We start from the raw sequence: 25,666 nt of genomic DNA, 5'->3' as shown, positions 1-25,666 counted from the left end.
CTCTAGGATGCGGTCGTATCATGACCCGGATTTTGTCCGAAATCCCACCGTGTTTCCTTGAGTCCGATCCGCTTGAACGGATCGACCACCGTGCCCGCCACCATCGAGGCAAGGAATTGCGGCGCCGGCGGGATTTTTGCCACCGTCGCCACCAGCCTGTCGCGGATGAAGGGCAGCGCCACCGAATCCGACTGGTAGAACGGCGTGAATGCCAGCGACAGCGCCTGGAAGATGCGGACATGCCAGCGCCGCGCCCTCGCATAGACTTCCAGTGCTGCCTCGACGTTTGACGCCCGCGCCAGCGCATGGCTGAGCGCCGCCGCGTCGAGCAGCGCCATGTTGCCCCCTTGCCCGAGTTGCGGACTGGTGGAATGCGCCGCGTCGCCGATGACGGCCAATCGCCTACCGGCCGGAAGCTTCATCGTGTGGTGGCCGTAGCGGGCCAGCGAGAGCTGGTCGAAACTGTCGATCTGGCTGGTGTATGCCTCGCTCTGCGGCCACAGCCGGACCACCCTCTCCTTCCAGGCGTTCAGGCCGCGAACGCGCACCTCATCGGCATCCGACGGCTTCAGGCTCCAGAAGAAGGCCGCCATCTTTTCAGCGCCCGGCTGCGGCCGGCCGATCGGCAGCACGCCGATCATCACGCTCGCTTTGTCGTAGCGTTGCAGCAGCGCGTGCTCGTCGAAACCATCGCCGCGCCAGCCGAGCGAGGCCCAGAACGCGCCATAGGTGAGTGGCCGCGGCTCGCCTGGAGCGCTTTCGCGGCGCAGTTTCGAGCGCGAACCGCTGGCGTCGACGACCAGATCGAATGGCCCTGCCCTCCGCCCGTTGCCACAGATCAGCGTCGCCCGTTCGCCGGTCTCCAGGGCCTCGATCTCGACGCCGGTCTCGATGGCGATCGCCTCGCTCTGCGCGGCGCGGAAAAGCACACCGAACAAAGCCGCCCGGTGCACCGCCAGCCCGAAGCGGCCACCGCGTTGCGCGTCGTAGCGGACATCGAGCACCGTACGGCCAGTGGAAGCATCGGCGCCATGCAGGCGGTCGATGCGGCTGCCCAGCGCCAGTATGTCGGGAAGCAGGCCAAGATCGGCCAGCACCGTCAGCCCTGTCGGCTGCAGGATCAGCCCGGAGCCGACCGGCTTCGGTTCATCGAAGCGCTCGAAGACCGTGACCCGATGCCCGGCACGCTTGAGATAGAGCGCCACGGCCAGTCCCGCCGGCCCGGCGCCTGCAATTGCGATATCATAGGAAATGCCAGTGCCCCCAAAGCCGGATTGGCCGGGACAATCCTTCAGCGGCGGGACGAAATCAAGCCGTCACCAACGGCTTTGCGCCGCAGGTCAGCCCTGGGCGGCATCAAAATCGGCGCGTGCGCCGCGCACCGCATCATGATTGAGCTCGGCCCACAGGATCAGCTGATGCAAGGCGCCGAACATCGAATGCCCGAGATCGGTCAGGCTGTACTCGACGCTCGGCGGCTTGGTCGGGAACACCTCACGATGCACATAGCCGTCGCGCTGCAAATCGTAGAGCGTCTGCGTCAGCATGCGCTGTGAAATGTCAGGCACCAGCCGCCGCAACTCGCCGAAGCGATAGGGCTGCTCGGCCAAAGCCATCATCAGCAGCGAGCTCCATTTGCCGCTCACGCCCTGTATGACCTCGCGGACCGGACAATTGGAGAAGTTGCCGCCGCCGGAGACTGCCTTGTAGACCTCCAACTTCGATCTCAGATTGACAATCTTGCTGTCCACCGCTGGTTCCCTGCGCGTGCCTACCTCCCGAAAAACTGCCTTCTTTACGGCTCTGGGTCAATTCCTATTTTAGTGCTGGTCTCTTTTTGAGACCAGCACTCGAACCGCCTTAGCGGCGCAATGTCAGGATCTTCCATGACCCAAACCCTTCTCGTCACCGGCGCTTCCGGCCAGCTCGGCCGCGGCGTCATCAACCACCTGCTGGACACGTTCAAGGTCCCCGCGGGCCGGATCATCGCCACCACCCGCAATCCGGAAAACCTTGCCGAGTTGGCGGCGCGAGGCGTCATCACAAGGGCGGCTGACTTCGACGACACACTATCGTTGGAGGCTGCTTTCAAGGGCGCCGACAGGGTGCTGATCATCTCGACCGGCGAGATCGACCTGCTACACGGCAAGCGCCTGAGGCAGCACCAGAACGCGGTTGCCGCCGCTAAAAAGGCCGGTGTTTCCCACCTTCTCTACACCTCGATGCCCAACCCGGAACCGGTTTCGCCGGTGCTGTTTGCCAATGATCACTACGGCACCGAGCAGGCGATCAAAGCGAGCGGCATCCCCTACACGATCTTCCGCAACGGCTGGTACCAGGAGAACCTGTTCATGGCCCTGCCGCACGCGATCGCTTCGGGAAAATGGTACACGTCCGCCGGCGAGGGCCGCGTTGCGCCTGGTGCGCGCGACGACATGGCAGCAGCGATCGCCGCCGGTCTCGCTGCCGTTTCGAACGAAAGCAAGACCTACACCTTGACCGGCCCGCAGGCCTACACCACGGCCGAGATTGCCGCCCTGGTAAGCGAGGTCACCGGCAAGCCGCTCGATGTCGTCCAGGTTTCGGATGAAGCCTTGACCGAAGGCGTGAAGGCATCAGGCGTTCCCGAGGATTTCGCTGAGGTCATCGTGTCCTTCGACGCCAACACGCGCGCCGGCCGTATCGCCATGGTGACCGACGCAATCGAGTCGCTTTCGGGCAGGACGCCAAAGACGTTGAAGCAATTCCTCGAGGCGAACAAGGTCGCCCTGGCCGGTTGAAGCGGAGTGACATGGACTGTGCCGTGAGGCACAGTCCATTCGCCGATCCGGCATGCCCCTAGATCGCCACCTGCGTGCCGATCTCCACCACGCGCCCGGTCGGGATCTGGAAATACTCCGTCGCGTCCGCCGCCGTGCGGGCCAGGCCGATGAACAGCCGGTCCTGCCACACCGGCATGCCGGAATTGGGCGAGGCCTTGAGCGAACGCCGCGACAGGAAGAACGAGGTCGTCATGATGTCGAACTTCCAGCCCTGCTTGCGGCAGATCGCCAGCGCGCGCGGGATGTTGGGCTGCTCCATGTAGCCGAAGGTCAGCGTCACGCGCATGAACAGCTCGTTGACCGTCTCCATCTTGACCCGGTCGCTGTCGGGCACCACCGGCTGCGGCGCGGTCACCACCGAAAGGATGACGTTCTGCTCATGCAGCACCTTGTAGTGCTTCAGGCTGTGCATCAGTGCAGTTGGCGCACTGAGCGGATCGCTGGTCAGGAACACGGCGGTGCCTGACACCAGCTGAGGCTTCTTCTTCAACAGATTGCCGGCGAGGAAATCCAGCGGGATCTCGTTGCGTCGGGTCTTGTCGAACAGATAGCGGCTGCCGCGCACCCAGGTCCACATGGCCAGCACGACGGTGAAGGCCACGGCCAGCGAGGCCCAGCCGCCCTCGAACACCTTGACGATGTTGGAGGCAAAGAAGCCGACATCGATGAAGCCGAACAGCGCCGTAAGCGAGATTGCCACCCATAGCCGCCATTTCCAGATGCGCGTCATGACGACATAGAGCAGCACCGTCGTCACCAGCATGTTGCCGGTCACCGAAATACCGTAGGCCGACGCCAGCCTGCTGGACTCGCCGAAGCCGACCACCAGCATCATCACCACCAGCGCCAGCAGAAGATTGACGCGCGGCATGTAGATCTGGCCGGACTGTTTCTCCGACGTGTGCAGGATTTCGAGCCGCGGCAGCATGTTGAGCTGCACCGCCTGCCTGGTCAGCGAGAACGCGCCTGATATCACCGCCTGGCTGGCGATGACGGTAGCGGCGGTCGCCAGCACGACCATCGGGATCAGCGTCCAGCCTTCGTTCATCTCGAAGAACGGATGGCCGACGACGCCATTCTTGGCCAGCACGAAGGCACCCTGCCCGGCATAATTGAGCAGCAGGCAGGGAAACACGATCGCCAGCCAGGCCAGCACGATCGGCTTGCGGCCGAAATGGCCGAGATCGGCATAGAGCGCTTCGGCGCCGGTCACGGCGAGAAAGATGGCGCCGATGGTCACGAAGGCGACATCGGGCGAATTGATCAGGAAGGCGACGATGTAGTGCGGGCTCACCGCCCACAGGATTTCCGGATCGGCGATGATGTGGTTGAGGCCGGAAAGGCCGATGGCCAGGAACCATACCGCGGTCACCGGGCCGAACACCAATCCCACCCCGCCCGTGCCAAAGCGCTGCACCGCGAACACCATGGCAAGGATGACCAATGTCAGCGGCACGACATAGGGCTGGAAGGTCGGCGTGACGACATTCATGCCCTCAACCGCCGACAGCACCGAAATCGCCGGTGTGATGACGGCGTCACCGAAGAAAAGCGATGCCCCGACGATGCCGATAGCGAGCATCAATGCTGAACGTTTGGGGAAACTGCCGCGCGCCAGCGCCATCAGCGACAGCACGCCGCCCTCGCCGCGGTTGTCGGCGCGCAGCACGAACATGATGTATTTGATGGTGACGATGATCGTCAGCGACCAGATGATCAGCGACAGCACGCCGAGAATATCGCCGCGCTGGGCGACATTGCCGCCCGACGACGCCACCAGCGCCTCGCGAAAGGCGTAGATCGGGCTGGTGCCGATATCCCCATAGACGACACCGAGCGCGCCCAGCATCAGAACCTTGGTGCTGTGCTGTTCGACTTCCGAATGGCTCGATTGTTCGACGGGTTCTGCCTCACTACCAGTGTTGGTAAGGGCCATGGACGACACTCCGATAAGCGCGCGGTGCTCTACGCTTGCTGCGATGCAATATCAAGTGCCGTCGCGTAATGGCTGCCATGCCTGCCGCGCCAGGCTGCCCATCGCTACCATCCGCAGGCCTTGAGGAACCGACCCACCGTGCCGGCCATGCCATACTCCAACGCGTCGGCTGTCAACCCATGTCCGATCGACACTTCGGCCAATGCCGGAATGCGCTTGACCAGCGCCGGCAGATTGCCGACCACCAGATCGTGCCCGGCATTGACCTGCAGCCCGGCGGCAAGCGCAGCGTCAGCGGTTTTTCCCAGTCTTTCCAGCTCCTTGGCCGCTTTGGCGGAATCTGTGTGATAGCTGCCATATGGACCAGTATAGAGCTCGATGCGATCGGCACCGGTGTCGCGTGCGGCCGCCACCCAATCGGGATCAGGGTCGGAAAACAGCGACACGCGAAAGCCCCCTTTTTTCAAGCGTTTGACGATCGGTGTAAGGAACGCGGCCTGGGTGGCGAAGTTCCAGCCATGGTCCGATGTCGCCTGGGCCGGATCGTCCGGCACCAAAGTCACCTGTTCAGGCTGATGCTTTTCCACAAGCAACAGGAAATCCTCGGTCGGATAGCCCTCTATGTTGAATTCCGCGCGCGGAAACTCGTCGTCGATCAGCGACCGGATCTCGGGCAGATCGGAGTGTCTTGTGTGCCGCTCGTCGGGGCGCGGATGCACCGTCAGCCCATGCGCCCCGGCCGCCAGCGCAATGCGGCCGAGGCCGGTCACGCTTGGCCACGGCAGGTCGCGCCGGTTGCGCAGCATGGCGATGGCATTGAGGTTGACGGAGAGCTTTGCGGGCATGCGGGCGGCCTCGGAAATCATTCAACGCGCCCACCTATAATGCCTTTGACGGGAACAGTAATGCCTTTGGTGGGAACAGACTGGGGGTTTCGGGTGTTCCAAGCCTGATGAACGAGCCGGGAAAGGAAAGCGCCGATGAATTTTCTCGATGAGGTTCCGGCAATTCGCCGTATCGAGACCAGCCGCGACGACCTTTTCGCCATCGATGTCGTCGGGCACGTTTCCGCGGCCGACGGTGAAAATCTTTTCGGGCTGCTGGAGGCAGCCTATGCCCTGCATCCGCGCATCGATGTGCTGGTGCGCCTCGTCGACCACGATGGCGTCGACTGGGCCGACATCGCGGACGAGACCCTGAAGCAGGGCGCCATCCATGCATTGGAACATGTCGGCCGTTGCGCAACCATCGGCGAACCGGACTGGATAGCGGACGCACAACGCTTTTTGCCGTCCTCCCCGCCCGTTGAAATCAGGCATTTCAAGACGGAGGACGAGGCCGCCGCCTGGCAATGGCTTGCCGCGCAGCCTATCGGAGCAACAGCATCCGGCGTCGCTACCTGACGATGGTCAGCCGCTCGGCCGCCCGCGTGATGGCGGTGTAGAGCCAGCGCTGGCGGGTTTCCTTGAAAGCCCAGCTTTCATCGAACAGCACGATCTCGTTCCACTGCGAGCCCTGTGCCTTGTGCACGGTCAGCGCGTAGCCATAGTCGAAATCGTCGAAGCGCTTCTTCTGCTGCCAGGGGATATCGGCATCCGGATCCTCGAACGCCGCCTTGAGCAGCTTGATCTTGGCGACGCCGCGATCCGGATCGTCCTCTTCCGGTGACACCAGCAGGTTGATGCCGGGCTTCACCGTCTCGCGCGATGAGGTCATCACCTTCCACAGCGAGCCGTTGAGCAGGCCCTTGGCCGGATCGTTGCGCAGGCAGACCAGCTTGTCGCCGGCCTGCGGATAGTCGGCATTGAAGCCCTTGAGCTCGCGCAGCCGCTGATTGTAGCGTCGCCGCGTGCGGTTGGTGCCGACCAGCACCTGGTCCGCCCTGAGCACCAGCTCCTGGGTGACGTCTTCCTTGCCGATGACCTGCGCCGTGCCATAGTCGCCACGCATGAATTCGCGGCCCTCGCGCACATCGAGCGCAAGCCGCAGGATCGGGTTGTCGCGCGCCTGCCGGTGGATTTCGGTGAGCAGGAAATCCGGCTCGTGGTCGGTGAAGAAGCCGCCACCCGAGATCGGCGGCAACTGGCCGGGATCGCCAAGCACCAGGATCGGCGTGCCGAAACTCATCAGATCGCGGCCAAGCTGTTCGTCGACCATCGAACATTCGTCGATGACGACCAGTTTCGCCCGCGTAATCGGGCTCTGGCGGTTAAGCGAGAAGGTCGGCGACATCGAGGTCTTGCCGGTGACCTCGTCCGATACCGATTCCTCGCCCTTCGGCCGGTAGATCAGCGAATGGATGGTGCGGGCATTGACCGCGCCCTTGGAGCGCAGCACCTGTGCGGCCTTGCCGGTGAAGGCGGCGAACTGCACCTGGCCGTCGACATGTTCGGCGAAATAGCGCGCCAGCGTCGTCTTGCCGGTACCGGCATAGCCGAACAGCCGGAACAGCTGCGGCTTGCCGGTCTTGAGCCAGCGGGCAACCGCTTGCAGCGCCTCGTCCTGTTGGGGAGAGAATTCCATCAGCGCGAGAGACCGGATTCGCAAGGGAAAGACAAGATAGCCGCCACCACCATCGACGCGTTGGCGGCGCCTCGGTGCCGCCGAGAGGTCAGGTTATCAGGCACGAACAGGAACGTAAAGAGAACAACCGGATTGAACTTCCGGCGTTCAACCCTCCAACAACCGGCCGCACCGGATTGCGCTTTTTGACTAGACGCTATGCTGCACGTATTGTTTCAGTGGGCGGAGCTGAACAATGAATAATGATGATCCATTAGACAAGACAACCGAGATTTCCGGCGAACTAACTGAAAGTGGCATCAAGGGGAAAACAAATCTGCGTGCTTTGGCCGCAATCGATCGACTTTTAGGAAACGTCCTCGACTACTTCAACCCTCGACTTGAGGACAAGGCGCGCGTCGAGCGAGCCATCACCGATGGAAAAGTGCTTATCATTGAAGCCCTGGCGCAAGATCGCGTTCGGGAAGTCGGTCGGTCTCGTGACTACAAAGAAATCAACACGATCGAGGTGGTTCGTGAGAGCATTAAAGAACTCGCCGCGCCAACGGCTACGAACAACGCCTCTGATGAAACCGACGTTGAGATCGACCCTGATTGGCTGAATTACTTCGAGAGTTACTCTGAGAAGGCTAGCACCACGAATATGCGCTCATTTTGGGGAAGAATTCTAAGCGGCGAAATTAGACGGCCGGGCTCATTCTCACTGACAACATTGCGCGTGGCTTCCGAGCTCACACAGCAAACAGCCAAAGACTTCCAGGAACTAGTCAAACTCCGAATGGACGGTTTTGTTTTCTCGTCGGAAAAAGAGCCTCGATTGGGTTTCGACGCATTAATGCAACTCCAGGCAGCTGGGCTAATCCAAGGAGTCGAGGGCACAGGCGTCATAGGAACCCCTCCAACAACCGACGGTGAGAAGTACCCAGCTGTCATGGTTCAGAGCAAAGTTGTCCTCTTTCACACAAAGCATGACATCGCCTTTTCCGGGTACATTCTGTCTGCGGCTGGAGAGGAATTAGCAGCGCTTCTCCCCATAGATGCCCAAGGAACGATCGATTTCTTGGTGAAGTCGGCCCCTAAAGTAGCCAAGATCACACTAAACGAAATCCGGCTATTGTCCGATGATGAGTGGGAAGTCGGAGGTGAGATCGCGATTTTGAAGTCGCCTAAGCCTAAGGACGACGATAACTAAATTAGGGAATCTATATACGAATGTGACCCTCTACCCGCTAATCTCGCGGAAGATCAAGAGCGGAGTAACGCCGTAGCTTCGTGGAGGTCGTCCAAGAAACAGTCTTGCCATTGGCGCAATGATCGACATCAACTTTGCGGCCATTTCTTCAGGGTCTCCAAGATCGGGCGTAGGCGCTTCGGCCGCAGGCTCGTCCGGACGAGCATCTAAGACACCAAGGATATTCCACTCACCCGGAATTTGAATGCCGTGCTTCAATATGATGTCGCTGGAGCTAACGGACATCGCACTTTGCGAGAGCGAACACCAAGTTTCGACGTTTCCGGTCAGGGTTGCCTGGGTAGTGTGCGGTAAGACGCCAATCAGGTCCTGAAACAACTTGAGGGCGTGCTGAGGCGAATTGACATCATTTTCCATCCGCCGTCGTTCTGCATTGTTTTTTGGTTGCGGGTTGCCAGCTTCCATCGCCTTCTGAACAGTCGGAAGGCCCCAAATTTTCTCAATCAATTGCAAGTCTGAGATACTCAAGGAGCCCGTAGTGATCACGAATTGGCCGATGCCAGCTGTCGTCATGTCTCGACTTATGAGGCTACGTTCCGAAAGATAGTCCAGAAATGTTCGAGCATTCGCCCATGTGGGATCATAGACGCGTTGGCTGTCTTTTCCGTATTCAGCGCCGATATCCGTTTCGCGCGTAGCAGTGCCGGACACAACCGCGACAGTGCCAGAGGTTTCGAGCGTCGTGCTGGTCTGCTTATTGCGATGAGCACGCTCTCCTTGTGTGACTTCTGTCAAATGGCCAGATGAGTCAAACTGGGATAAAAATGAAGCGATGCGAGCCGCATCATAATACAAGAAGTCAAAGACGGAATCGGTGCTTTGATCGTCGCGCACCCCTATCGATGGACTCTTCGGTTTGTTCGACGCCACGCTCTATCTCCCCCGCTTCGCGCTTCGTCTTTTCGATTTCTGACTCCAACTCCTTGGGGTCAACGCCGAAGAGACGTTCAAGAGCTTCCCCGAAGGGCATACCTTCGAAGCCGATTGATCTTTTTAGCTTCTTGCTCATGCAATTAGCTCCCTATACCGGAGACGGCCTTCAACTTGCGCAAGCAGCCCGTTCATGCGCGTTCCGTCCGGAATATCGCGGCGATTATAGCGCCACGTCATTTCGGAAAGATAGTTGCCGAGATGTTTGTCAGAAATCCAGTGATGAATGCCGTAAATTTGACGCTTGATGTGCGACCAAGCGCCCTCGATTGAATTGGTGTGGAAGTAGAAGCCGCGAACATATTCGCCTCCCGAATGGTTCACGGTCTGGTGGTGGTAGGACTTGCTCAGCCCCTTGTAGCCGGGAAACTCATCGGTCATGACGATTGAGCCTTCTCTGACGTGCGCCTCCACAGCGTCCTTCACGCCTTTGAATGAATGAATATGGAAGGCGCGGAACTCGCCGTTGCGCTCCAAAGCGCCGAACACCACGGCCTTGCCGACAGTGCCGCGACCGGCGTTCTGTTTTTTGCTCTCATGCTTGTTCTTTTCCTTACCGCCGATGAACGTTTCATCGACCTCGACCGTTCCCTCCAACTGGCGATTGAAGGACTTCGTGCGGGCGGCATGGCGCAAGCGATGCAACATAAACCAAGCGGTTTTCTGAGTGACCTTGATATCGCGGGCAAGCGTCGTGCTGGCGATGCCCTTCTTATGCGAAGTGATCAGCCAAACCGCCATGAACCACTTGCGGAGCGGGATTTTGCTGTCCTCGAAAATCGTTCCGACCTTGATCGAAAAGCGCTGGCGGCAGTCGCCGCATTTGTGGGTGCGATTATCGGAGAAATTGTAAACTCTGGATGAACCGCAATAAGGACAGAAAGCGCCATCTTTCCAACGGATTGAACGAAGCTGATCAATGGCGGATTGCTCATCCGGGAAAGCTTCCATGATGTCGAAGAGGCTGTCGAACTGCTTAATCACGGCCATCGCTCCAAACCCGATAGCTGTAATCTAGGTAGTAGTATGACCCAAGTCAATGGGTCACACTCGTATATAGGTCCCTAAATTAGAGTTAGAAAGGGCTCCTAACTCTGCGACTCCTTGGGGGCTCGATTCTAAAGCTATCAAGCGCCGCTCTGGATCGTCACATCTTTGACCGATTTAGGATCGTTTTCCAGCAGGATCGGCCTGCCGTGTGGTGTGGCGTGCGCCGCGCGCTCCCAGGCTTCAGCCATAGCGTCGACATCCGACTTGGCGGCCAGCCCTTTGGTGGCAAGCAGGCTTTCCAACGCCGCTAGCCAATGTTCGTAATAGTCATGGCCGTCAGCCGCCGCTCCTGGTTTCTTCACTTCGCTCGACAGCGCCTGCGCCCATTCGCTCCACGAAAACACACCCTTGTCGTGCAGCGCCACCGTCATGGCGAACGCTTCGGCCTGCCACGGCTCGGCAAACACCGGGGCATCGACGCCCGGCGACAAATCGGCGACAGAGCCCTTCACCTTATGCCGGCTCAAGGTAGCTCTCCCAGGCATCGATCGAGACGCTCAGCGTCGGATCGGCGCCCTCGCCCCAGATTTCCGATCCTTCAAAAACCACGGTGTAGACCCATTGCGGGTTTTCGCCGTGCCCATGCGCGTTGCTGTCGGGGAACACGAACCCTTCGCGCACAGCCTCGATTGTACCCTGCTTGCCGCGTGCGTAGCGTGGCAGCCGCGTGTGGCCAGTCGGGTTGAAGTTCTTGGTCCGTACGGGATCGCCGGCCTTGAACCGCGCCGCTTGCGCCACCGGCCGGTCGCAAGGGCTGCCCTTGGCCAGCACTGCGGGCACGTTTTCCGCCTTCAGCACCCTCTTGGGCGTCGCTGCTGGATCGGCTGCCTTGCCCGCTTCCAGATCGCGCTCGCTGACGAAGCCATGGCGCTTCAACAGCACCTCCAGCGCCTTGATCCATATCTGGTAGTAGCTCGATGAATAGTAGACAGCCGGATGCAGCGATTCCCGCGCGTGCCGGCTCTCGTCGATGTTCCAGGCACCCATGGCGCCGGCAGTCAGCGTCACGCCGAGCGCCCGCCTTTCCCAGGCGGCATGAAAATACGGCTCGTCTTTTTCGGGTGCGACCGGACCGAACCCCATCTGTCCGCCGAGATCATGCGGTCCGTTCATGCCGGCTGCCCCTCTATTTCAGGTCTTTGGGCCAGGCCGGTCCCGATCATCGCGTCACGGCTGACCAGCTCCGCCAGCCGCTCCTCGCTCCAGCCCTCGGTGCCCTCGGGCCGCATCGGCACGACGAGATAGCGCAGCTCCGCGGTCGAATCCCAGACGCGTATTTTTGTCCCAGCCGGCAGCGTCAGCCCGAACTCTTCCAGCACGCCGCGCGGATCGATCACCGCGCGTGAACGATAAGGCGGCGCCTTGTACCAGACCGGCGGCAGGCCGAGCACCGACCACGGATAGCAGGAGCACAGCGTGCAGACGACGAGATTGTGCGTATCCTGGGTGTTGAACACCGCCTGCATGTGCTCGCCTTGCCGGCCGGTATAACTCAGCGAGCCGATCGCCGCCGTCGCATCGCGCTTCAGCCAATCGGCATAGGCTGGATCGCTCCAGGCTTTCGCCACCACCCTGGCGCCGTTGCGCGGGCCGATTTTCGTCTCGTAAGTATCGACGATGACGTCGATCGCGGCCGGATCGATCAACCCCTTCTGGGTGAGGATGGTTTCCAGCGCGCGCACGCGGGCGGCAAACGGATCGAGTTCGTTGTCGTGGTCATGATCGTGTGACATGACGCCAAACTACGTTTCCGGTGATGCCGCCGCAAGCGCAACGCCTTGGGCCAGCATGGCGCCGGCCTTGCCTCTATTCGGCGGCTGCCCGCTGCGGTTCGGGCAGCATTTCTTCCCTGGGTTTGAACAGCGAGGGCTGGTCGACATCTTCGACCGGGCCCGGCTCGCCCTTGCGCTTCGACCAGAGCCCGACCAGCCAGCCAGAGAAATTCTCCATGTAGACATAGATCACCGGCGTCACGAACAGGGTCAGTGCCTGCGAGGCAAGCAGACCACCGACAACGGCAACGCCCAGCGGCTGGCGCAGTTCGGCGCTGGCGCCGGTGCCGAGCGCAATCGGGAACGTGCCCATCAGCGCCGCCAGCGTCGTCATCATGATCGGCCTGAACCGCATCAGGCAGGCCTTGTGGATCGACTCGGTCGCGGACATGCCTTCTCGTCGCAGTTCAAGCGCGACATCGACCATCATGATGCCGTTCTTCTTGACGATGCCGATCAGCATCAGGATGCCGATCACCGCGATGACAGACAGATCCATGCCGGCGAAGCGCAGCGCAACGACCGCTCCGAGCACGGCCGATGGCAGACCGGTGAGGATCGTCAGCGGGTGGATGAAGCTCTCGTAGAGGATGCCGAGCACGATATAGATCGTCAGGATTGCGCCGCCGACCAGAAAACCCTGGTTGGCCAGAGAATCCTGGAAGGTTTTGGCCGTGCCGGCAAAGGTCGTCGAGATCACCGTCGGCATGCCGATCTGCTCCTTGAGCGCATTGATGCGCGTCACGCTGTCGCCCAGCGCCACGCCCTGCGGCAGATTGTAGGAGATGGTCACGGCTGGAAGCTGGCCGAGCTGGTTGACCGTCAGGGCGCCGGCCGTGCGATCGACCCGGGCGAAGGCGCCGAGCGGAACAAGACTGCCGCTCGCCGTCCTCATCTGGATGGCCAGCATCCGCTCGGGCGACCACTCGATCTTGGGATCGAGCTCGGTGATGACTTCGTAGCTGTCGGCCGACCCGAAGATTGTCGAAACCTGGTCGGTGCCGAACCCGCCATAGAGGGCGGAGCGCAATGTGTCGGTGTCGATACCGAGCTGGGCGGCCTTGTCGCGATCCACCACCAGCGTCGCCTGCAGCGCATTGTTCTGCAGGTCGCTGGTGACGTCGGTGAAGTTCGCATGGTCGGCGGCCATCGCGTCGTTCAGTTTCTGCGCCCAGATATCGGTCAGGCCGGTATCAAGGCCCTGAACCACGAGCTGGTAGGCGCTGGCCGACGACCGCGAGCCCAGCCTCAAATTCTGCACCGGCTGCATGTAGGTCTCGATGCCCGCCACGCCGGCCAGTTGCTTGCGCAGGTCCGAAAGCACCTTCTCGATATCGGGGCGCTGGTCCTTGCCCTTGAGCTGGACGAAAAGCTGCCCCTGGTTGAGCGCATTGTTGCCGCTGCCCGCCGACCACGCCACATGGTCGACATAGGGCGAATGCGAGAAGACGCTGGCGACCTGTCCTTGCAGCCTGGACATGGCGTCGAAAGAGATGTCCTGGCGTGCGATGGTGGTCACCGATATCTGGCCGATGTCCTCCTGCGGGAAGAAACCCTTCGGCGAAGTCTGGATCAGCCACACCGACGCTGCCGCGGTGCCGACGAAAACGAGGAACACCAGGAAAGTATGCCGCAGGCAGAAGCTCAAGACCTTGTCGTAGCCGCGGGTGACGAGGTCCTGCTTATGGCCGGGGCCATGCTTGTCGCGGTCGGCTTTGGTCACCGACAGCAGCCGCGAGCACAGCATCGGCGTCAGCGTCAGCGACACGAACATCGACGCCAGGATGGCGACCGTCACCACGACGGCGAACTCGTTGAAGATGCGCCCGATGACGCCACCCATCAGCAGCACCGGGATGAACACCGCGACCAGCGAAATCGAGATCGAGATGATGGTAAAGCCGATTTCGCGCGCGCCCTTCAGCGATGCGTCGAAGGCCGACAGCCCGTCCTCCTCCATATGGCGGAAGATGTTTTCAAGCATCACGATGGCGTCGTCGACGACGAGGCCGACCGCCAGCGTCAGGCCCATCAGCGATATGTTGTCGATGGAAAAGCCGAACAGGAACATCGCGCCGAGCGTGGCGATCAGCGAAATCGGCACCGCCACGGCCGGGATGATGGTCGCCGTCACCCGGCGCAGGAACACGAAGATCACCATGACCACCAGCGCGATGGTCAACAGCAGCGTGAACTGGACATCATCGACGGCCTGACGGATCGAACTGGAGCGGTCGTTAAGCAGCTTGATGTCGGCGGCGGCCGGCATCTGGTCCTTGAAGGACGGCAGCATGGCCTTGACCTTGTCGACGACGTCGACGGTGTTGGCGTCGGGTTGGCGCTGCACCGCCATGATGATCGCGCGCGTACCGTCATACCAGCTCGCCGTCGTCGTCGTCTGCACCGAATCGACCACACGGGTCACCTCGCCCAACCGCACGGGGTGACCGTTTTTGGTGGCGATGATGATGTTGGAGAAGCCGGCGGCGTCAGTCAGCTGCGTGTTGGCGGTGATGGTAAGCTGCTGCTTGTCGTTCTGCAGCACGCCGAGCGGCGTGTTGCTGTTGGCCGAGGCGACCGCCGCCTGCAGCTGATCGATCGAGATGCCGCGCGCGGCAAGCGCGGTCGGGTCGATCTGGATGCGCACCGCGTATTTCTGTTGGCCGAAGATCGAGACCTGCGCCACGCCGTCTATGGTCGACAGCGACGGCGAGATGACATTTTCCGCGAAAGCATCGAGATCGGTCAGCGGAACCGTGTCGCTGACCAGCGACATCAAAAGGATCGGCGCGTCGGCCGGATTGACCTTGCGATAGCTCGGCGGCGCCGTCATCTGCGGCGGCAATGATTTCTGCGTGCGCGCGATCGCCGCCTGCACGTCGGCTGCTGCCGCGTCGATGTCGCGGTTGAGCACGAACTGGATGGCGATCGAGGTCTGGCCAAGCGAGTTCGTGGTCGAGATCGAATCGATACCGGCGATGGTTGCGAACTGCTTGATCAGCGGGGTCGCCACCGAAGTGGCCATGGTTTCCGGCGAGGCGCCGGGCAGCGAAGCCGAGACGTTGACCACCGGGAATTCGGCGCTGGGCAGTGCCGCCACCGGCAGGAATTTGTAGGCGAACAGTCCGCCCAGCACGAGGGCGAACGACATCAGAAGGGTGGCGACAGGCCTGCGTATGCAGAATTCGGAGATCATTGGGCCGCCTCGCCGGCTTTGCTCGCCTCGGCCACCTTCGGCGCGGCATCGGCCGTGGCCTTGCCCTCATGCACCGCGGCGCCGTCCTTCAGCCTCGTCTGGCCCTCAGTGACAACTTTCTCGCCGCTTTTCAGCCCCTGGCTGATGGCGCTGTTCTCGCCTTCGGTCAGCGCCACCTGCACCGGCCGCATCTCGACCGTGTTGTCCGGCTTGACGACATAGACGAACGGCCCCTTCTGGCTTGGCTGCACCGCGACCGTGGGAACCGATGTCATCTGCGGCATGATGCCGGCGTCGAGCACGACATTCACATACTGGCCGGGCCATAGCGAAAGATCGGCATTGGGAATGCTTGCCCGCGTGGCAATCGTGCCCGACGCGGTGTCGACGCTGGAGTCCACGAAATCGAGCGTACCCTTGCCGATCGGCGTCGGGTCACCATCCTTGGTCAGTATCACCGCGCCCTGCTGCGGGTTGGCGAGCGCCTTGTGCAGCAGGGCCAGGTTACTCTCGGGAAGATTGAAGTTGACCTGCAGCGGGTCCATCTGGGTGATGGTCACCAGCGGGGTCGCCGTACTGCTGTTGCCATTGCTGACGGTGACGAGATCGCCGACGGCGACGCTGACAGCACCCAGCCTGCCGGAAATCGGCGCCGTGATCGTGGCGAAGCCAAGCTGGACATTGTCGGCGTCGATTGTCGCCTTGTCGGCATCGACAGTCGCTGCGGCAGCCTTCTGCGCGGCGACGGCCTGGTCGTAGGTCTGCTGCGTGCCGGCCTGCTTGGCGACCAGATCCTTGGCGCGCTGGAGATCGGACTGCGAGCTGGCGAGCATCGCCTGATCCTTGGCCAGCGCCGCTTGATCCTTGGCCAACTGCGCCTTCAGCGCCCGGTCATCGAGCGAAAACAGCAGATCGCCGGTCTTGACCATCTGCCCGTCCTTGACGTCGATGGACACGATCTGGCTGGACACCCGCGCGTTGATGTTGACGACGGCGGGGGAGGAGACGAAGCCGATCGCATAACGCCGGATCGGGAAATCGGCTGTCGAGGCGACGGCCGAGAGGATCGAGGCCGAGCGCCCGGCATTGTCGGCCTTCTTGTCCGAAGCCGCGGCCTGTTTGTCCGGCGCGGCAACCTGCTTTGCGCCGATGACCTTCTGGACCCTGCCCAGCGCATCAGGAGAAAGATAGAGCCACCCGGCCGCGCCCAGGCAGGCGACGGCCAGCAACGAAAGAACGACTTTTCCACGCATGGTCAAAGGCCCTCTCCACCCGACACGTCGTGGTCCGATGGGTTCTATTCCAACGCGGCCCGTTGCCGCGATTTCGCCGAATAGATAGGACACGCCTTTGTCGGAAAAGGGCCAAAAGGCGGCATTACGAAGATTTAATGTGCACTGCACAATGGATGTGCAACACGGGGCGGCTCCCGATCCGGACGGTCCGCCGAGAGTCCGAATCCCGTCCCCCTACGATCGGCTGGTGCGCCCCACAGCCTATCTCAGCATCGGCCAAAGCGTCGCCGCCAGCAGTACGCCCATGGCGATGTTGAACCATTTCAGCCGTACCGGGTCCGACAGGAAACCGCGCAGTGCGGTGCCGAACCCAGCCCACACCGAGACGCTCGGCAAATTGACGATGGTGAAGGCCACGGCGATCAACACCACCGACAGGAACGGGTGCTCGGCATTGGCATAGACGGCCATGGCGGTGATCGCCATCACCCACGCCTTGGGATTGACCCACTGGAATGCGGCCGCCTCGATGAATCGCATGGGCCGCGCATTCGTCTCGCCCTTGCCGGTCAGCGTGCGCGACATGGCGATCTTCCACGCAAGATAGAGCAGGTAGGCACCGCCTGCGATCTTCAATCCGGTGTGCAGCGCCGGAAACGCCGTCAACACAGCGCCGAGGCCAAGACCGACGGCAAGCAGCAGCACGAGGAAACCCATGCTGATGCCCAGCATGTGCGGAACGGTTCTGACGAGGCCGAAATTCACCCCCGATGCCAGAAGCATGAGATTGTTCGGCCCCGGCGTGATCGACGTCACGAAGGCGTAGACAAGCAGGGCAAGGAATGCGTCGAGCGACATTGATATCCTCCCTGACAAGTCAGCACCGGAAGCCTCGCTATGGAAGCTGGCTGGCGCGTTCGACGCCAGCCCCGCCGAAGTCCTACATCGCCTGCGGGCCGCGGTTCAACGCCGCCACGCCGGTGCGGCAGATTTCGACCAGGCCGAGCGGTTTCATGATGGCGATGAACTGGTCGATCTTGGAGCCCTTGCCAGTGATCTCGAAGATGAAATGCTCGGTGTTGGCGTCGATGACGCTGGCGCGGAACGCATCGGCCAGGCGCAACGCCTCGACCCGGGCCTCGCCGGTGCCGGCGACTTTGACCAGCGCCAGTTCGCGCTCCAGCGGCCGCTCCTGGCCGGATTCATGCGAACGCACGGTCAGGTCGACGACGCGGTGCACCGGCACGATGCGCTCGAGCTGGTGCTTGATCTGCTCCAGCACATGCGGCGTGCCGCGCGTCACGATGGTTATGCGCGACAAATGCTTCTCATGCTCGGTCTCGGAGACAGTCAGGCTCTCGATGTTGTAGCCACGCCCGGAAAACAGGCCGATGACCCTGGCAAGCACGCCCGGCTCATTGTCGACCAGCACGGAAAGCGTGTGGTTTTCCGGCTTTTCCGTCTCCTTGGCGATGAAATAGGCGGAGCCGGTCGGTTGTAGCTGTGCGTTCATGACATGAATCTCGATTTCAAGCTCTTGAGCTAATTCTCTGTTTGCGCAGGGCTTCTCGCGACAGCCCTGCCTTGGTTCTGCCGGCTACACCAGTTCCCTGCCCTTGGCGTCGATGGCGTTGGCCACCGCCTCGTCGGTCGCCTCGTCGGGCAAGAGCATCTCATTGTGCGCCTTGCCCGATGGGATCATCGGGAAGCAGTTGGCGAGCGTCGCCACGCGGCAGTCGAACAGCACCGGCTTCCTGACCGAGATCATCTCCTTGATCGCGTCGTCCAGTTCGTCCGGCTTCTCGCAGCGAATGCCGTGTCCGCCATAGGCCTCGGCCAGCTTGACGAAGTCAGGCATCGCTTCGGTGTAGGAATGCGACAGCCGGTTGCCGTGCAGCAGCTGCTGCCACTGCCGCACCATGCCCATATACTGGTTGTTCAGGATGAAGATCTTGATCGGCGCATCGTGCTGCACGGCAGCGCTCATCTCCTGCATCGTCATCTGCACGGAGGCGTCGCCGGCGATGTCGATGACCAGCGCGTCGGGATGCGCGATCTGCACGCCGAGCGCCGCCGGCAGGCCGTAACCCATCGTGCCCAGCCCGCCTGACGTCATCCAGCGGTTCGGCTTCTCGAAATGATAGTGCTGCGCCGCCCACATCTGGTGCTGGCCGACCTCGGTGGTGATGTAGGTGTCCAGCCCCTTGGTCAGTTCGTAGAGCCGCTCGATCGCGTATTGCGGCATGATCACGTCGTTGTTCATCTTGTAGGCGAGCGAGTCGCGCGCACGCCATTTGGCGATCTGCTCCCACCACGGGTAGAGCGCCTTCTTGTCGGCCTTGGCGCTCGCGCGCCACAGCCGCACCATATCCTCCAGCACCCGGCCGACATCGCCGATGATCGGCACCTCGGTGTGAACGTTCTTGTTGATCGACGATGGATCGATGTCGATGTGGATCTTCTTCGAATTCGGCGAGAACGCGGTCAGCCGACCGGTGATGCGGTCGTCGAAACGCGCGCCGATGCAGATCATCACGTCGCAGTCATGCATGGCCATGTTGGCTTCATAGGTGCCGTGCATGCCGAGCATGCCCATCCAGTTCTTGCCCGATGCCGGATAGGCACCGAGGCCCATCAGCGTCGAGGTAATCGGGAAACCGGTAAGATCGACCAGTTCGCGCAGCAGATGGCTCGCTTCCGGGCCGGAATTGATGACGCCGCCGCCGCTATAGATGATCGGCTTCTTGGCGCTGGCCATCAGCTCGACCGCCGCCTTGACCTTTTCCAGGTCGCCCTGGACCTTGGGCTGGTAGCTGGTGCGCGGCGCGATCTGCGGCGGGACGTAGAATCCCCTGGCGAACTGCACGTCCTTCGGAATATCGACGACGACCGGACCCGGACGGCCGGTGGTCGCGACATGGAAAGCCTCGTGGATGGTGGCGGCGAGTTCGTTGACGTCCTTCACCAGCCAATTGTGCTTGGTGCAGGGGCGCGTGATGCCGACCGTATCGCATTCCTGAAAAGCGTCGGAGCCGATCAGCGAGGTCGGCACCTGCCCCGTCAGGCAGACCAGCGGGATCGAATCCATCAGCGCGTCCTGCAGCGGCGTCACCGCATTGGTGGCGCCGGGGCCGGAGGTCACCAGCATGACGCCGGCCTTGCCGGTCGAACGCGCATAGCCTTCGGCCGCATGGCCGGCGCCCTGCTCGTGGCGCACCAGTATGTGCTCGACATCGTCCTGCTGGAAGATCTCGTCATAGATCGGAAGGACAGCGCCGCCGGGATAGCCGAAGACATGCTTGACGCCATTGTCCTTCAGCGCCTGCACCACCATTTCGGCACCTGTCATCTCGCGCCGCTCGTTCTGTCCGTTGCTCATCGGTCTGGTCCCGTACTGTCGCCATTGGGCGTTTGCTGGTCGTTTAGTCGTGTTTAAGGCAATAAAAAAGGCCCCCGAGGGAGCCTGTGTCTTGCGCATGGGGGGTTTTCGCCCGGCGGTTACACCGCCTTGCCCACGCGCTTTCCTACGAGAATGAGTGCCGTTTTCATGGTGGCGGACACTAAGGGCGGGAAAGGCGGCCTGTCAACGGGAAAAATCGCGCCGGCGCGCACAGCGTGCCGACGCGATTGCGGTGTCAGCCCGGCGCCTTGCAGCGGGAAACGCGTGGATCGCATTTGGACGCCTTCCTGGCCTGCATCCTCGCTGGCGGATGGTGGGGTGCCACCCTTGCCGGGGCATGGTGCTGGGGCATGCGCATTGCCAACGCTTGCTGATGCGGCTTTTGTTGCCCAGCTCCGCGTGCAAGACGCTGCCCCGAAACCGGCTTAGGCGAAACCGGCTTGCGCGAAACCGATTTGGGCGAACCCCGGTTGAGCGACGATTTGACAACGATGCGTCCGTCGCCCGCGGCCCTGTCGGCATGCAGCTTGAGCGCATCGGCCTTCGCGCCGTTGCCGGCGGCCATCCGCTTGCTCACCGGCTTCACGACCACCGGATTGCTGGCAGTCACCGCGCCGGGGGACATGGCCTTGTTGCCGGTCGCAGTCTTGGGACCCGCCAGGATTTGCCCGTTCCCCTTTGTATTGCCGGCAAGCCTCTTGATCTCGGCGCCCCTGGAAACATCGAGCCGTGCACTGGCAAACACGCCTTTGCGAGGCGGAACCAGTTTTGCCGCCTTGATCGATTCGATGACGGGCTTCGGGAGTTGCTGCAGCCGGGGTCCGGCATTGATTGCAACGACCTGATTGCCAAGTCGCACGCGCGGCGCATTGTTGACCACGACCGTCTGGTTGATGATCGTCGTGTTGCGCATGATGACGACGTTCTCCTGCACCGGCCGCACCACCCTGACCAGATCGACCGCGCCGATCGCCGCCACAGGCACGAAACACCACCAGGCGTCGTCGAAGGCGACACCGACGTCGGGCGGCGCTGGAGCCCAGCCGACATCATTGCCGCCCTGACGCCACACCACCCAGGCTGGCGCCCATTGATCGCCGGCGATCCACACCCAGCCGAAATCGGGATCGTAGGCCCAGCGGCCATAGTGATAGACGACATCGCCGAATGGCTCGGTGGACTGCCAGTACCAGCCATCGTCGGTCCAGACCCACCTGCCTTCGGTGTAGGGCCGCCATTCGGTACGGACCGAGGGAACCCAGACATCGCCGAAGCGGCTGGAGGTTCGCCATCCGCCATAGTTCGAAAGCCTTTCGCGGACGGTGACGGCAATTTCCGCCGCATGCGCCTGCGTTCCGGGCAGCACCAGCGGGCCGGTCAGGGTCGCGCTCAAGGCCATGACCGCGGCCATTGCTGCTGCGCGTCCACGCCGGCCAAGGGAGCGACATGAAGACGCTTGGATAAAAGGTATGATGATCATAACGGGCTCCAGAGTTCCGCATCCAGAAAATCCCGGGAACCGCCCTGTTGCCCGCCACCGCTTCCCGGCTTCTCACCGATCGGTTGTCATCGGCCCCGGTGACCGCATTGCGGCATTTGACCATCAATTTTGCGCGACCGGCGCGGCATTCACAAATGGAACGTTCGTTTCCGGCGCCGGAGCGATTCCGAAACCGCCTGGCGATCTCATTTCTAGGATAGACCATTGAAATCGCTGGAAACTATGGTGGGGCGTGACGAGGGCCGCCATCTCTGACGATACTTGATCGTCCGGCGGCAAGCCCGGCGGAGCCACCACCATGACGATCTGGATTTCACGGGAGGAAACCTGATGCTCGACAAGCCCTCTAGCAAGAACACGGCCCCTAGCAAGAAACTGTCCGACCTGCTCGATCAATTCGGCGCCGCGCTTGCTGCCAATGACATCGAGAAGGCGGTCGATTGCTTTCAAGATGATTGCTACTGGCGCGACCTCGTTACCTTCACCTGGAACATCAAGACCATGGAAGGCCGCGACCAGGTCCGCGACATGCTGAAAAGCCAATTGTCGAACACCAGGCCGTCGCACTTCGCCATCGCCAAGGGCGAGGACGCGACCGAGAGCGGCGAACTGATCGAGGGCTGGATCAGCTTCGAGACGGAGGTGGCACGCGGCTTCGGCCATGTCAGGCTGAAGAACGGCAAGATCTGGACACTGCTGACCACCATGGCCGAACTGAAAGGCCATGAGGAGCCGGCAGGCTTCGCGCGGCCGATGGGCGCCAGGCACGGCTCGGGCAAGAACCGTCCGACATGGAAAGAAGAACGCGAGAGGGAAGCCGCCGAGCTCGGCTTCAAGACCCAGCCCTATACGGTCATCATCGGCGGCGGCCAGGGCGGCATCGCGCTCGGCGCGCGGCTGCGGCAGCTTGGCGTGCCGACGATCATCATCGAGAAAAACGAGCGGGCCGGCGACAGCTGGCGCAAGCGCTACAAGTCGCTCTGTCTGCATGACCCGGTCTGGTACGACCATCTGCCCTATATCGATTTCCCCAAGAACTGGCCGGTCTTCTCGCCCAAGGACAAGATCGGCGACTGGCTGGAAATGTACACCAAGGTGATGGAGCTGAATTACTGGTCCTCGACCGAGGCCAAAAGTGCGTCCTACGACGACAAGACGAAGGAATGGACCGTCGTCGTCCACCGCGACGGCAAGGACATCACGCTGAAGCCCAAGCAGCTGGTGCTGGCGACCGGACAGTCCGGCAAGGCCAATCTGCCGAAATTCAAGGGCATGGAGACCTTCAAGGGCGACCAGCACCACTCGTCGAAGCATCCGGGTCCCGACGCCTATGCCGGCAAAAAGGCCGTTGTCATCGGATCCAACAATTCCGCCCATGACATCGCTGCCGCACTTTGGGAAGCCGGCGCCGACGTGACCATGGTGCAGCGCTCGAGTACCCATATCTCCAGGTCCGACACATTGATGGAAATCGGACTGGGTTCGCTCTATTCGGAGCAGGCGCTGCAGAATGGCATCACCACCGCCAAGGCCGATCTCATCTTCGCTTCGCTGCCTTACAAGATCCTGCACGAGTTCCAGATCCCGGCCTATGCCGAGATGAAGAAACGCGATGCGGCGTTCTACAAGGGACTGGAAAAGGCCGGTTTCATGCTCGACTGGGGCGACGACGAGTCCGGCCTGTTCATGAAGTACCTCAGGCGCGGCTCTGGCTATTACATCGATGTTGGCGCCTCGCAGCTGGTTATCGATGGTTCGATCAAGCTGAAGAGCGGCGTCGACGTCGAAGAGATCAAGCAGCACTCTGTTCTGCTCGGCGACGGGTCGGAACTGCCTGCGGACCTCATCGTCTACGCCACCGGCTACGGCTCGATGAACGGCTGGGCCGCCGATCTGATATCGCGCGAAACCGCCGACAAGGTCGGCAAATGCTGGGGCCTCGGCTCGAACACCACCAAGGACCCCGGCCCCTGGGAAGGCGAGTTGCGCAACATGTGGAAGCCGACGCAACAGGAGGCGCTGTGGTTCCACGGCGGCAATCTGCACCAGTCACGACACTATTCGCAGTTCCTGGCGCTGCAGTTGAAAGCCAGGCAGGCCGGCTTGGCGACGCCGGTCTACGGCCTGCAGCAGGTGCACCACAAGGGATAGGCGAGCGCCATTCCTGCGGAGTAAAAAAGGAAGGAGGCATGGCTTGCACCCTGCCTCCTTCCTTCGAGGGAATTACGCCGGCTTACCCGCGGCGAACTGTGTCACCACCCGCTGCAGCAGCGGCACGTAATCGCGAAACGCCCGTGTCTTCATGTTGGCGATCTTGCCGCTCTCGTCCCAGATGCGGACCCGGACCGCTTCCTCGTGGAACGGGTTCTTGCGGAACTCGGCCACTTCATCGGCGCTCATCGGCCCGCCCTGCAGCGACAGCGTGTGCACCGAGGCCTGCGACAGCCTGCCGAAATAGGTCGGGTCGGTGGCGCAGAGATAGCGCTTGGCCGCGACATGCAGCCTGACGCATTCGACGATGACCGGCGGAAAGAACGGCGCCAGCACCTCGCCACCGGCCTCGTCATGATGCTTGTCCTCGACATCCTCGGGCGAATAGGTGCCGAACTCGCTGGTGTAGTGGCCGATGTCGTGCAGCAGCGCCGCCGCCACCAGCTCGTCCGGCGCGCCGTCCTGCTCGGCGAACCAGGCGCCCTGCAGCATGTGCTCCGACATGGTGACGGGTTCGCCGAGATAGGATTCGGCACCCCGGCGCTCGAAGATGTCGGCGATGAACTCGACGATGGTGTCCGCGTTCAAATCCTGGCCGCTCATTCCGCCGCCTCCTTGAACCCATGCTCGATCGCCGCGAGCGTCGACAGCAGACCGTCCTTGTCTGCGTAACAGCCCTGCAGCCAGCGCTTACCGGTACCGGAAAACGCCTTGCGGGCATGCATGACGCGGGTGTTGTCGACGATGAACGCCTGCCCCGCTTCGAGCTTGAACGTCACCTCGAAGGATGGATCCTCGATCAGTTCCGCGAACCGGCGATAGGCGGCGTAGTACGCTTCCATATCGCTGAACGGCACGTCGACCGTCGGCGCCAGGGAGCGGTTGTTGAAGCGGATGCAAATCAGCTCGCCATCGGGCCCGAGCTCGATCATCGGCCGCTTCGCCTGCAGCCGCACGCCGGAAGAGCCGGCATATTCGAAGCGCGCCGGGCATGAGCTCAGCAGCCGGAAGCCTTCCGGGTTCTCAGCCTGCAGCGCAGCCGCGACGGCAAACCCATCGACGACACTGGACTCGCCGCCCTCAACCGTATTCTCGATGCAGGACAGGATCTGCAGCGTCGGCACAGGGTCGCGATAGGGGTTGTCGGTGTGTGCCTGGAGGCCGAGATTCGTGTAGGCGAGATTGTTCGGATTGACCTCGGCGCGCACTTCGAACCAGCGCCCGTAATTGGTCTCCCTGATGTAGCCGAACAGATCGGATACTTTGCACAGCGCCCCGGATTCGGTCGGCAGATCGTCCATCACCGCGAAGCCATAGGTTTTCACCGCCGACAGCCATTGCCCCAGCACAGCACGATCGCGGCTGGCCGCAACATAGCCGGCGCGCGGTACCGAATTCTGCATCGAGGCCTTGGTCCATCGCACGGTGGCCTCGCCTGTCCAGCCCGGCTGGCGGCCTGCGTCACGATCATAGGCATTGGCGCTCAGCCATGCCGCGGGAAAGCTGACCGTCTTCTGCTCGGGCACGAAGCTGACTTCCAGGGCGCCGCCTTTGATCGACGCGGCGCCGATCCTGGTGTTGGCGGGAATGTCGAGAATGGTGATGAGCCGTTGACCATTGCCGGCGCTGCGCGTCTTGTCGTCCAGCGCATTGTCGCGCAGCCACATGGCATGAAAACGGCTGCGCGACCCGTCCTGCCAGCCAAGGTCGATTGTTCTGCCTTCGTCGCCGATCAGCGCGTGGGTGAGCATGGAGATCCGTTCCTGTTCATTGCGTCCCCCGCAGCCTGATCCGCAGGGTTTCGATTGCATGTTGATCGCGCGACAGGCATAACTCAA

Annotated in this window: 22 protein-coding genes; 4 read left to right on the top strand and 18 right to left on the bottom strand. The window is 61.8% G+C overall.

Going from position 1 to position 25,666, the window contains the following annotated elements; genetic code table 11:
- Window positions 1-2 precede the first annotated feature (2 nt).
- Complete coding sequence (locus tag NP945_RS17390; protein WP_256747037.1) at window positions 3-1,205, bottom strand: NAD(P)/FAD-dependent oxidoreductase; 1,203 nt, start codon at window positions 1,203-1,205, stop codon at window positions 3-5.
- Window positions 1,206-1,340: 135 nt separating this feature from the next.
- Window positions 1,341-1,751: a helix-turn-helix domain-containing protein gene (locus NP945_RS17385; protein WP_127320517.1), complete on the bottom strand. Its 411-nt coding sequence runs from the start codon at window positions 1,749-1,751 to the stop codon at window positions 1,341-1,343.
- Window positions 1,752-1,886: 135 nt separating this feature from the next.
- On the opposite strand from NP945_RS17385, the gene NP945_RS17380 reads away from it, so the two are divergent.
- Window positions 1,887-2,780 carry an SDR family oxidoreductase gene (locus NP945_RS17380; RefSeq protein WP_256747036.1) on the top strand — a complete coding sequence of 298 codons (894 nt, stop codon included), beginning with the start codon at window positions 1,887-1,889 and terminating at the stop codon, window positions 2,778-2,780.
- A gap of 58 nt (window positions 2,781-2,838) precedes the next feature.
- Here NP945_RS17380 and NP945_RS17375 read toward each other — a convergent pair whose 3' ends face one another.
- Both NP945_RS17375 and NP945_RS17370 read right to left on the bottom strand, forming a co-directional pair.
- The gene (locus NP945_RS17375) at window positions 2,839-4,758 is read right to left on the bottom strand and encodes a potassium transporter Kup (RefSeq protein WP_127272417.1); all 1,920 of its coding nucleotides are present in this window, start codon (window positions 4,756-4,758) and stop codon (window positions 2,839-2,841) included.
- 104 nt (window positions 4,759-4,862) lie between these two features.
- Window positions 4,863-5,603 carry a pyridoxine 5'-phosphate synthase gene (locus tag NP945_RS17370; protein ID WP_127271118.1) on the bottom strand — a complete coding sequence of 247 codons (741 nt, stop codon included), beginning with the start codon at window positions 5,601-5,603 and terminating at the stop codon, window positions 4,863-4,865.
- Window positions 5,604-5,738: 135 nt separating this feature from the next.
- On the opposite strand from NP945_RS17370, the gene NP945_RS17365 reads away from it, so the two are divergent.
- Complete coding sequence (locus NP945_RS17365) at window positions 5,739-6,161, top strand: STAS/SEC14 domain-containing protein (RefSeq protein WP_256747035.1); 423 nt, start codon at window positions 5,739-5,741, stop codon at window positions 6,159-6,161.
- Here NP945_RS17365 and NP945_RS17360 read toward each other — a convergent pair.
- Window positions 6,154-7,281: an ATP-dependent RecD-like DNA helicase gene (locus NP945_RS17360; RefSeq protein WP_256747034.1), complete on the bottom strand. Its 1,128-nt coding sequence runs from the start codon at window positions 7,279-7,281 to the stop codon at window positions 6,154-6,156. The two genes, NP945_RS17365 and NP945_RS17360, sit on opposite strands and share 8 nt — an antisense overlap.
- A gap of 235 nt (window positions 7,282-7,516) precedes the next feature.
- On the opposite strand from NP945_RS17360, the gene NP945_RS17355 reads away from it, so the two are divergent.
- Window positions 7,517-8,473 (top strand): DUF2806 domain-containing protein, encoded by a 957-nt coding sequence (locus NP945_RS17355; protein WP_256747033.1) that lies wholly within the window; start codon window positions 7,517-7,519, stop codon window positions 8,471-8,473.
- A gap of 30 nt (window positions 8,474-8,503) precedes the next feature.
- Here the strand turns inward: NP945_RS17355 and NP945_RS17350 are convergent, their stop codons facing one another.
- The 11 genes from NP945_RS17350 to NP945_RS17300 all read right to left on the bottom strand — a co-directional run bounded on the left by NP945_RS17350 (window position 8,504) and on the right by NP945_RS17300 (window position 21,527).
- Entirely contained in the window at window positions 8,504-9,403 is a 900-nt protein-coding gene (locus tag NP945_RS17350) for a hypothetical protein (RefSeq protein ID WP_256747032.1), read from the bottom strand.
- A gap of 135 nt (window positions 9,404-9,538) precedes the next feature.
- On the bottom strand, window positions 9,539-10,453 hold the full coding sequence (locus NP945_RS17345) for an IS1595 family transposase (protein WP_256747031.1): 915 nt from the start codon (window positions 10,451-10,453) through the stop codon (window positions 9,539-9,541).
- A 137-nt stretch (window positions 10,454-10,590) separates the two neighbouring features.
- Window positions 10,591-10,980 (bottom strand): nitrile hydratase accessory protein, encoded by a 390-nt coding sequence (locus NP945_RS17340; protein ID WP_256747030.1) that lies wholly within the window; start codon window positions 10,978-10,980, stop codon window positions 10,591-10,593.
- Window positions 10,967-11,626: a nitrile hydratase subunit beta gene (nthB, locus tag NP945_RS17335; RefSeq protein WP_256747029.1), complete on the bottom strand. Its 660-nt coding sequence runs from the start codon at window positions 11,624-11,626 to the stop codon at window positions 10,967-10,969. The genes NP945_RS17340 and nthB overlap by 14 nt, the downstream gene beginning before the upstream one ends.
- Window positions 11,623-12,246: a nitrile hydratase subunit alpha gene (gene nthA / locus NP945_RS17330; protein WP_256747028.1), complete on the bottom strand. Its 624-nt coding sequence runs from the start codon at window positions 12,244-12,246 to the stop codon at window positions 11,623-11,625. Before nthA ends, nthB begins: the two co-directional genes overlap by 4 nt.
- 73 nt (window positions 12,247-12,319) lie before the next feature.
- Complete coding sequence (locus NP945_RS17325; RefSeq protein ID WP_256747027.1) at window positions 12,320-15,481, bottom strand: efflux RND transporter permease subunit; 3,162 nt, start codon at window positions 15,479-15,481, stop codon at window positions 12,320-12,322.
- Entirely contained in the window at window positions 15,478-16,734 is a 1,257-nt protein-coding gene (locus NP945_RS17320) for an efflux RND transporter periplasmic adaptor subunit (RefSeq protein WP_256747026.1), read from the bottom strand. The genes NP945_RS17325 and NP945_RS17320 overlap by 4 nt, the downstream gene beginning before the upstream one ends.
- A gap of 243 nt (window positions 16,735-16,977) precedes the next feature.
- On the bottom strand, window positions 16,978-17,574 hold the full coding sequence (locus NP945_RS17315; RefSeq protein WP_128309593.1) for a LysE family translocator: 597 nt from the start codon (window positions 17,572-17,574) through the stop codon (window positions 16,978-16,980).
- An 82-nt stretch (window positions 17,575-17,656) separates the two neighbouring features.
- Window positions 17,657-18,229, bottom strand: coding sequence for an acetolactate synthase small subunit (ilvN, locus tag NP945_RS17310; protein WP_023757090.1), 573 nt, complete (start codon window positions 18,227-18,229; stop codon window positions 17,657-17,659).
- An 84-nt stretch (window positions 18,230-18,313) separates the two neighbouring features.
- Complete coding sequence (locus tag NP945_RS17305) at window positions 18,314-20,095, bottom strand: acetolactate synthase 3 large subunit (RefSeq protein WP_127328932.1); 1,782 nt, start codon at window positions 20,093-20,095, stop codon at window positions 18,314-18,316.
- A 256-nt stretch (window positions 20,096-20,351) separates the two neighbouring features.
- Window positions 20,352-21,527: a DUF6600 domain-containing protein gene (locus tag NP945_RS17300; RefSeq protein ID WP_256747025.1), complete on the bottom strand. Its 1,176-nt coding sequence runs from the start codon at window positions 21,525-21,527 to the stop codon at window positions 20,352-20,354.
- A 420-nt stretch (window positions 21,528-21,947) separates the two neighbouring features.
- Between NP945_RS17300 and NP945_RS17295 the strand changes: the two genes are divergently transcribed.
- Entirely contained in the window at window positions 21,948-23,768 is a 1,821-nt protein-coding gene (locus NP945_RS17295; RefSeq protein ID WP_256747024.1) for an NAD(P)/FAD-dependent oxidoreductase, read from the top strand.
- A 72-nt stretch (window positions 23,769-23,840) separates the two neighbouring features.
- Here NP945_RS17295 and NP945_RS17290 read toward each other — a convergent pair whose 3' ends face one another.
- Entirely contained in the window at window positions 23,841-24,431 is a 591-nt protein-coding gene (locus NP945_RS17290) for an HD domain-containing protein (RefSeq protein WP_127268622.1), read from the bottom strand.
- A complete protein-coding gene (locus NP945_RS17285; protein ID WP_127268621.1) occupies window positions 24,428-25,579 on the bottom strand; it encodes a gamma-butyrobetaine dioxygenase in 1,152 nt (383 codons plus the stop codon). Before NP945_RS17285 ends, NP945_RS17290 begins: the two co-directional genes overlap by 4 nt.
- Window positions 25,580-25,666 lie beyond the last annotated feature (87 nt).

The organism is Mesorhizobium sp. LMG17149 (genome assembly GCF_024518695.1).
Lineage (GTDB): Bacteria > Pseudomonadota > Alphaproteobacteria > Rhizobiales > Rhizobiaceae > Mesorhizobium.
This window is presented reverse-complemented; position numbering and strand designations above follow the sequence as displayed.

Coding starts and splice junctions, on each gene's coding strand:
- NP945_RS17355 (WP_256747033.1), top strand. CDS start 7,517: ATGAATAATGATGATCCATTAGACAAGACAACCGAGATTTCCGGCGAA.
- NP945_RS17285 (WP_127268621.1), bottom strand. CDS start 25,579: ATGCTCACCCACGCGCTGATCGGCGACGAAGGCAGAACAATCGACCTT.
- NP945_RS17290 (WP_127268622.1), bottom strand. CDS start 24,431: ATGAGCGGCCAGGATTTGAACGCGGACACCATCGTCGAGTTCATCGCC.
- NP945_RS17345 (WP_256747031.1), bottom strand. CDS start 10,453: ATGGCCGTGATTAAGCAGTTCGACAGCCTCTTCGACATCATGGAAGCT.
- NP945_RS17375 (WP_127272417.1), bottom strand. CDS start 4,758: ATGGCCCTTACCAACACTGGTAGTGAGGCAGAACCCGTCGAACAATCG.
- NP945_RS17300 (WP_256747025.1), bottom strand. CDS start 21,527: ATGGCCGCGGTCATGGCCTTGAGCGCGACCCTGACCGGCCCGCTGGTG.
- NP945_RS17315 (WP_128309593.1), bottom strand. CDS start 17,574: ATGTCGCTCGACGCATTCCTTGCCCTGCTTGTCTACGCCTTCGTGACG.
- NP945_RS17325 (WP_256747027.1), bottom strand. CDS start 15,481: ATGATCTCCGAATTCTGCATACGCAGGCCTGTCGCCACCCTTCTGATG.
- NP945_RS17360 (WP_256747034.1), bottom strand. CDS start 7,281: ATGGAATTCTCTCCCCAACAGGACGAGGCGCTGCAAGCGGTTGCCCGC.
- nthB (WP_256747029.1), bottom strand. CDS start 11,626: ATGAACGGACCGCATGATCTCGGCGGACAGATGGGGTTCGGTCCGGTC.
- NP945_RS17295 (WP_256747024.1), top strand. CDS start 21,948: ATGCTCGACAAGCCCTCTAGCAAGAACACGGCCCCTAGCAAGAAACTG.
- NP945_RS17365 (WP_256747035.1), top strand. CDS start 5,739: ATGAATTTTCTCGATGAGGTTCCGGCAATTCGCCGTATCGAGACCAGC.
- NP945_RS17370 (WP_127271118.1), bottom strand. CDS start 5,603: ATGCCCGCAAAGCTCTCCGTCAACCTCAATGCCATCGCCATGCTGCGC.
- ilvN (WP_023757090.1), bottom strand. CDS start 18,229: ATGAACGCACAGCTACAACCGACCGGCTCCGCCTATTTCATCGCCAAG.
- NP945_RS17380 (WP_256747036.1), top strand. CDS start 1,887: ATGACCCAAACCCTTCTCGTCACCGGCGCTTCCGGCCAGCTCGGCCGC.
- NP945_RS17320 (WP_256747026.1), bottom strand. CDS start 16,734: ATGCGTGGAAAAGTCGTTCTTTCGTTGCTGGCCGTCGCCTGCCTGGGC.
- NP945_RS17305 (WP_127328932.1), bottom strand. CDS start 20,095: ATGAGCAACGGACAGAACGAGCGGCGCGAGATGACAGGTGCCGAAATG.
- nthA (WP_256747028.1), bottom strand. CDS start 12,246: ATGTCACACGATCATGACCACGACAACGAACTCGATCCGTTTGCCGCC.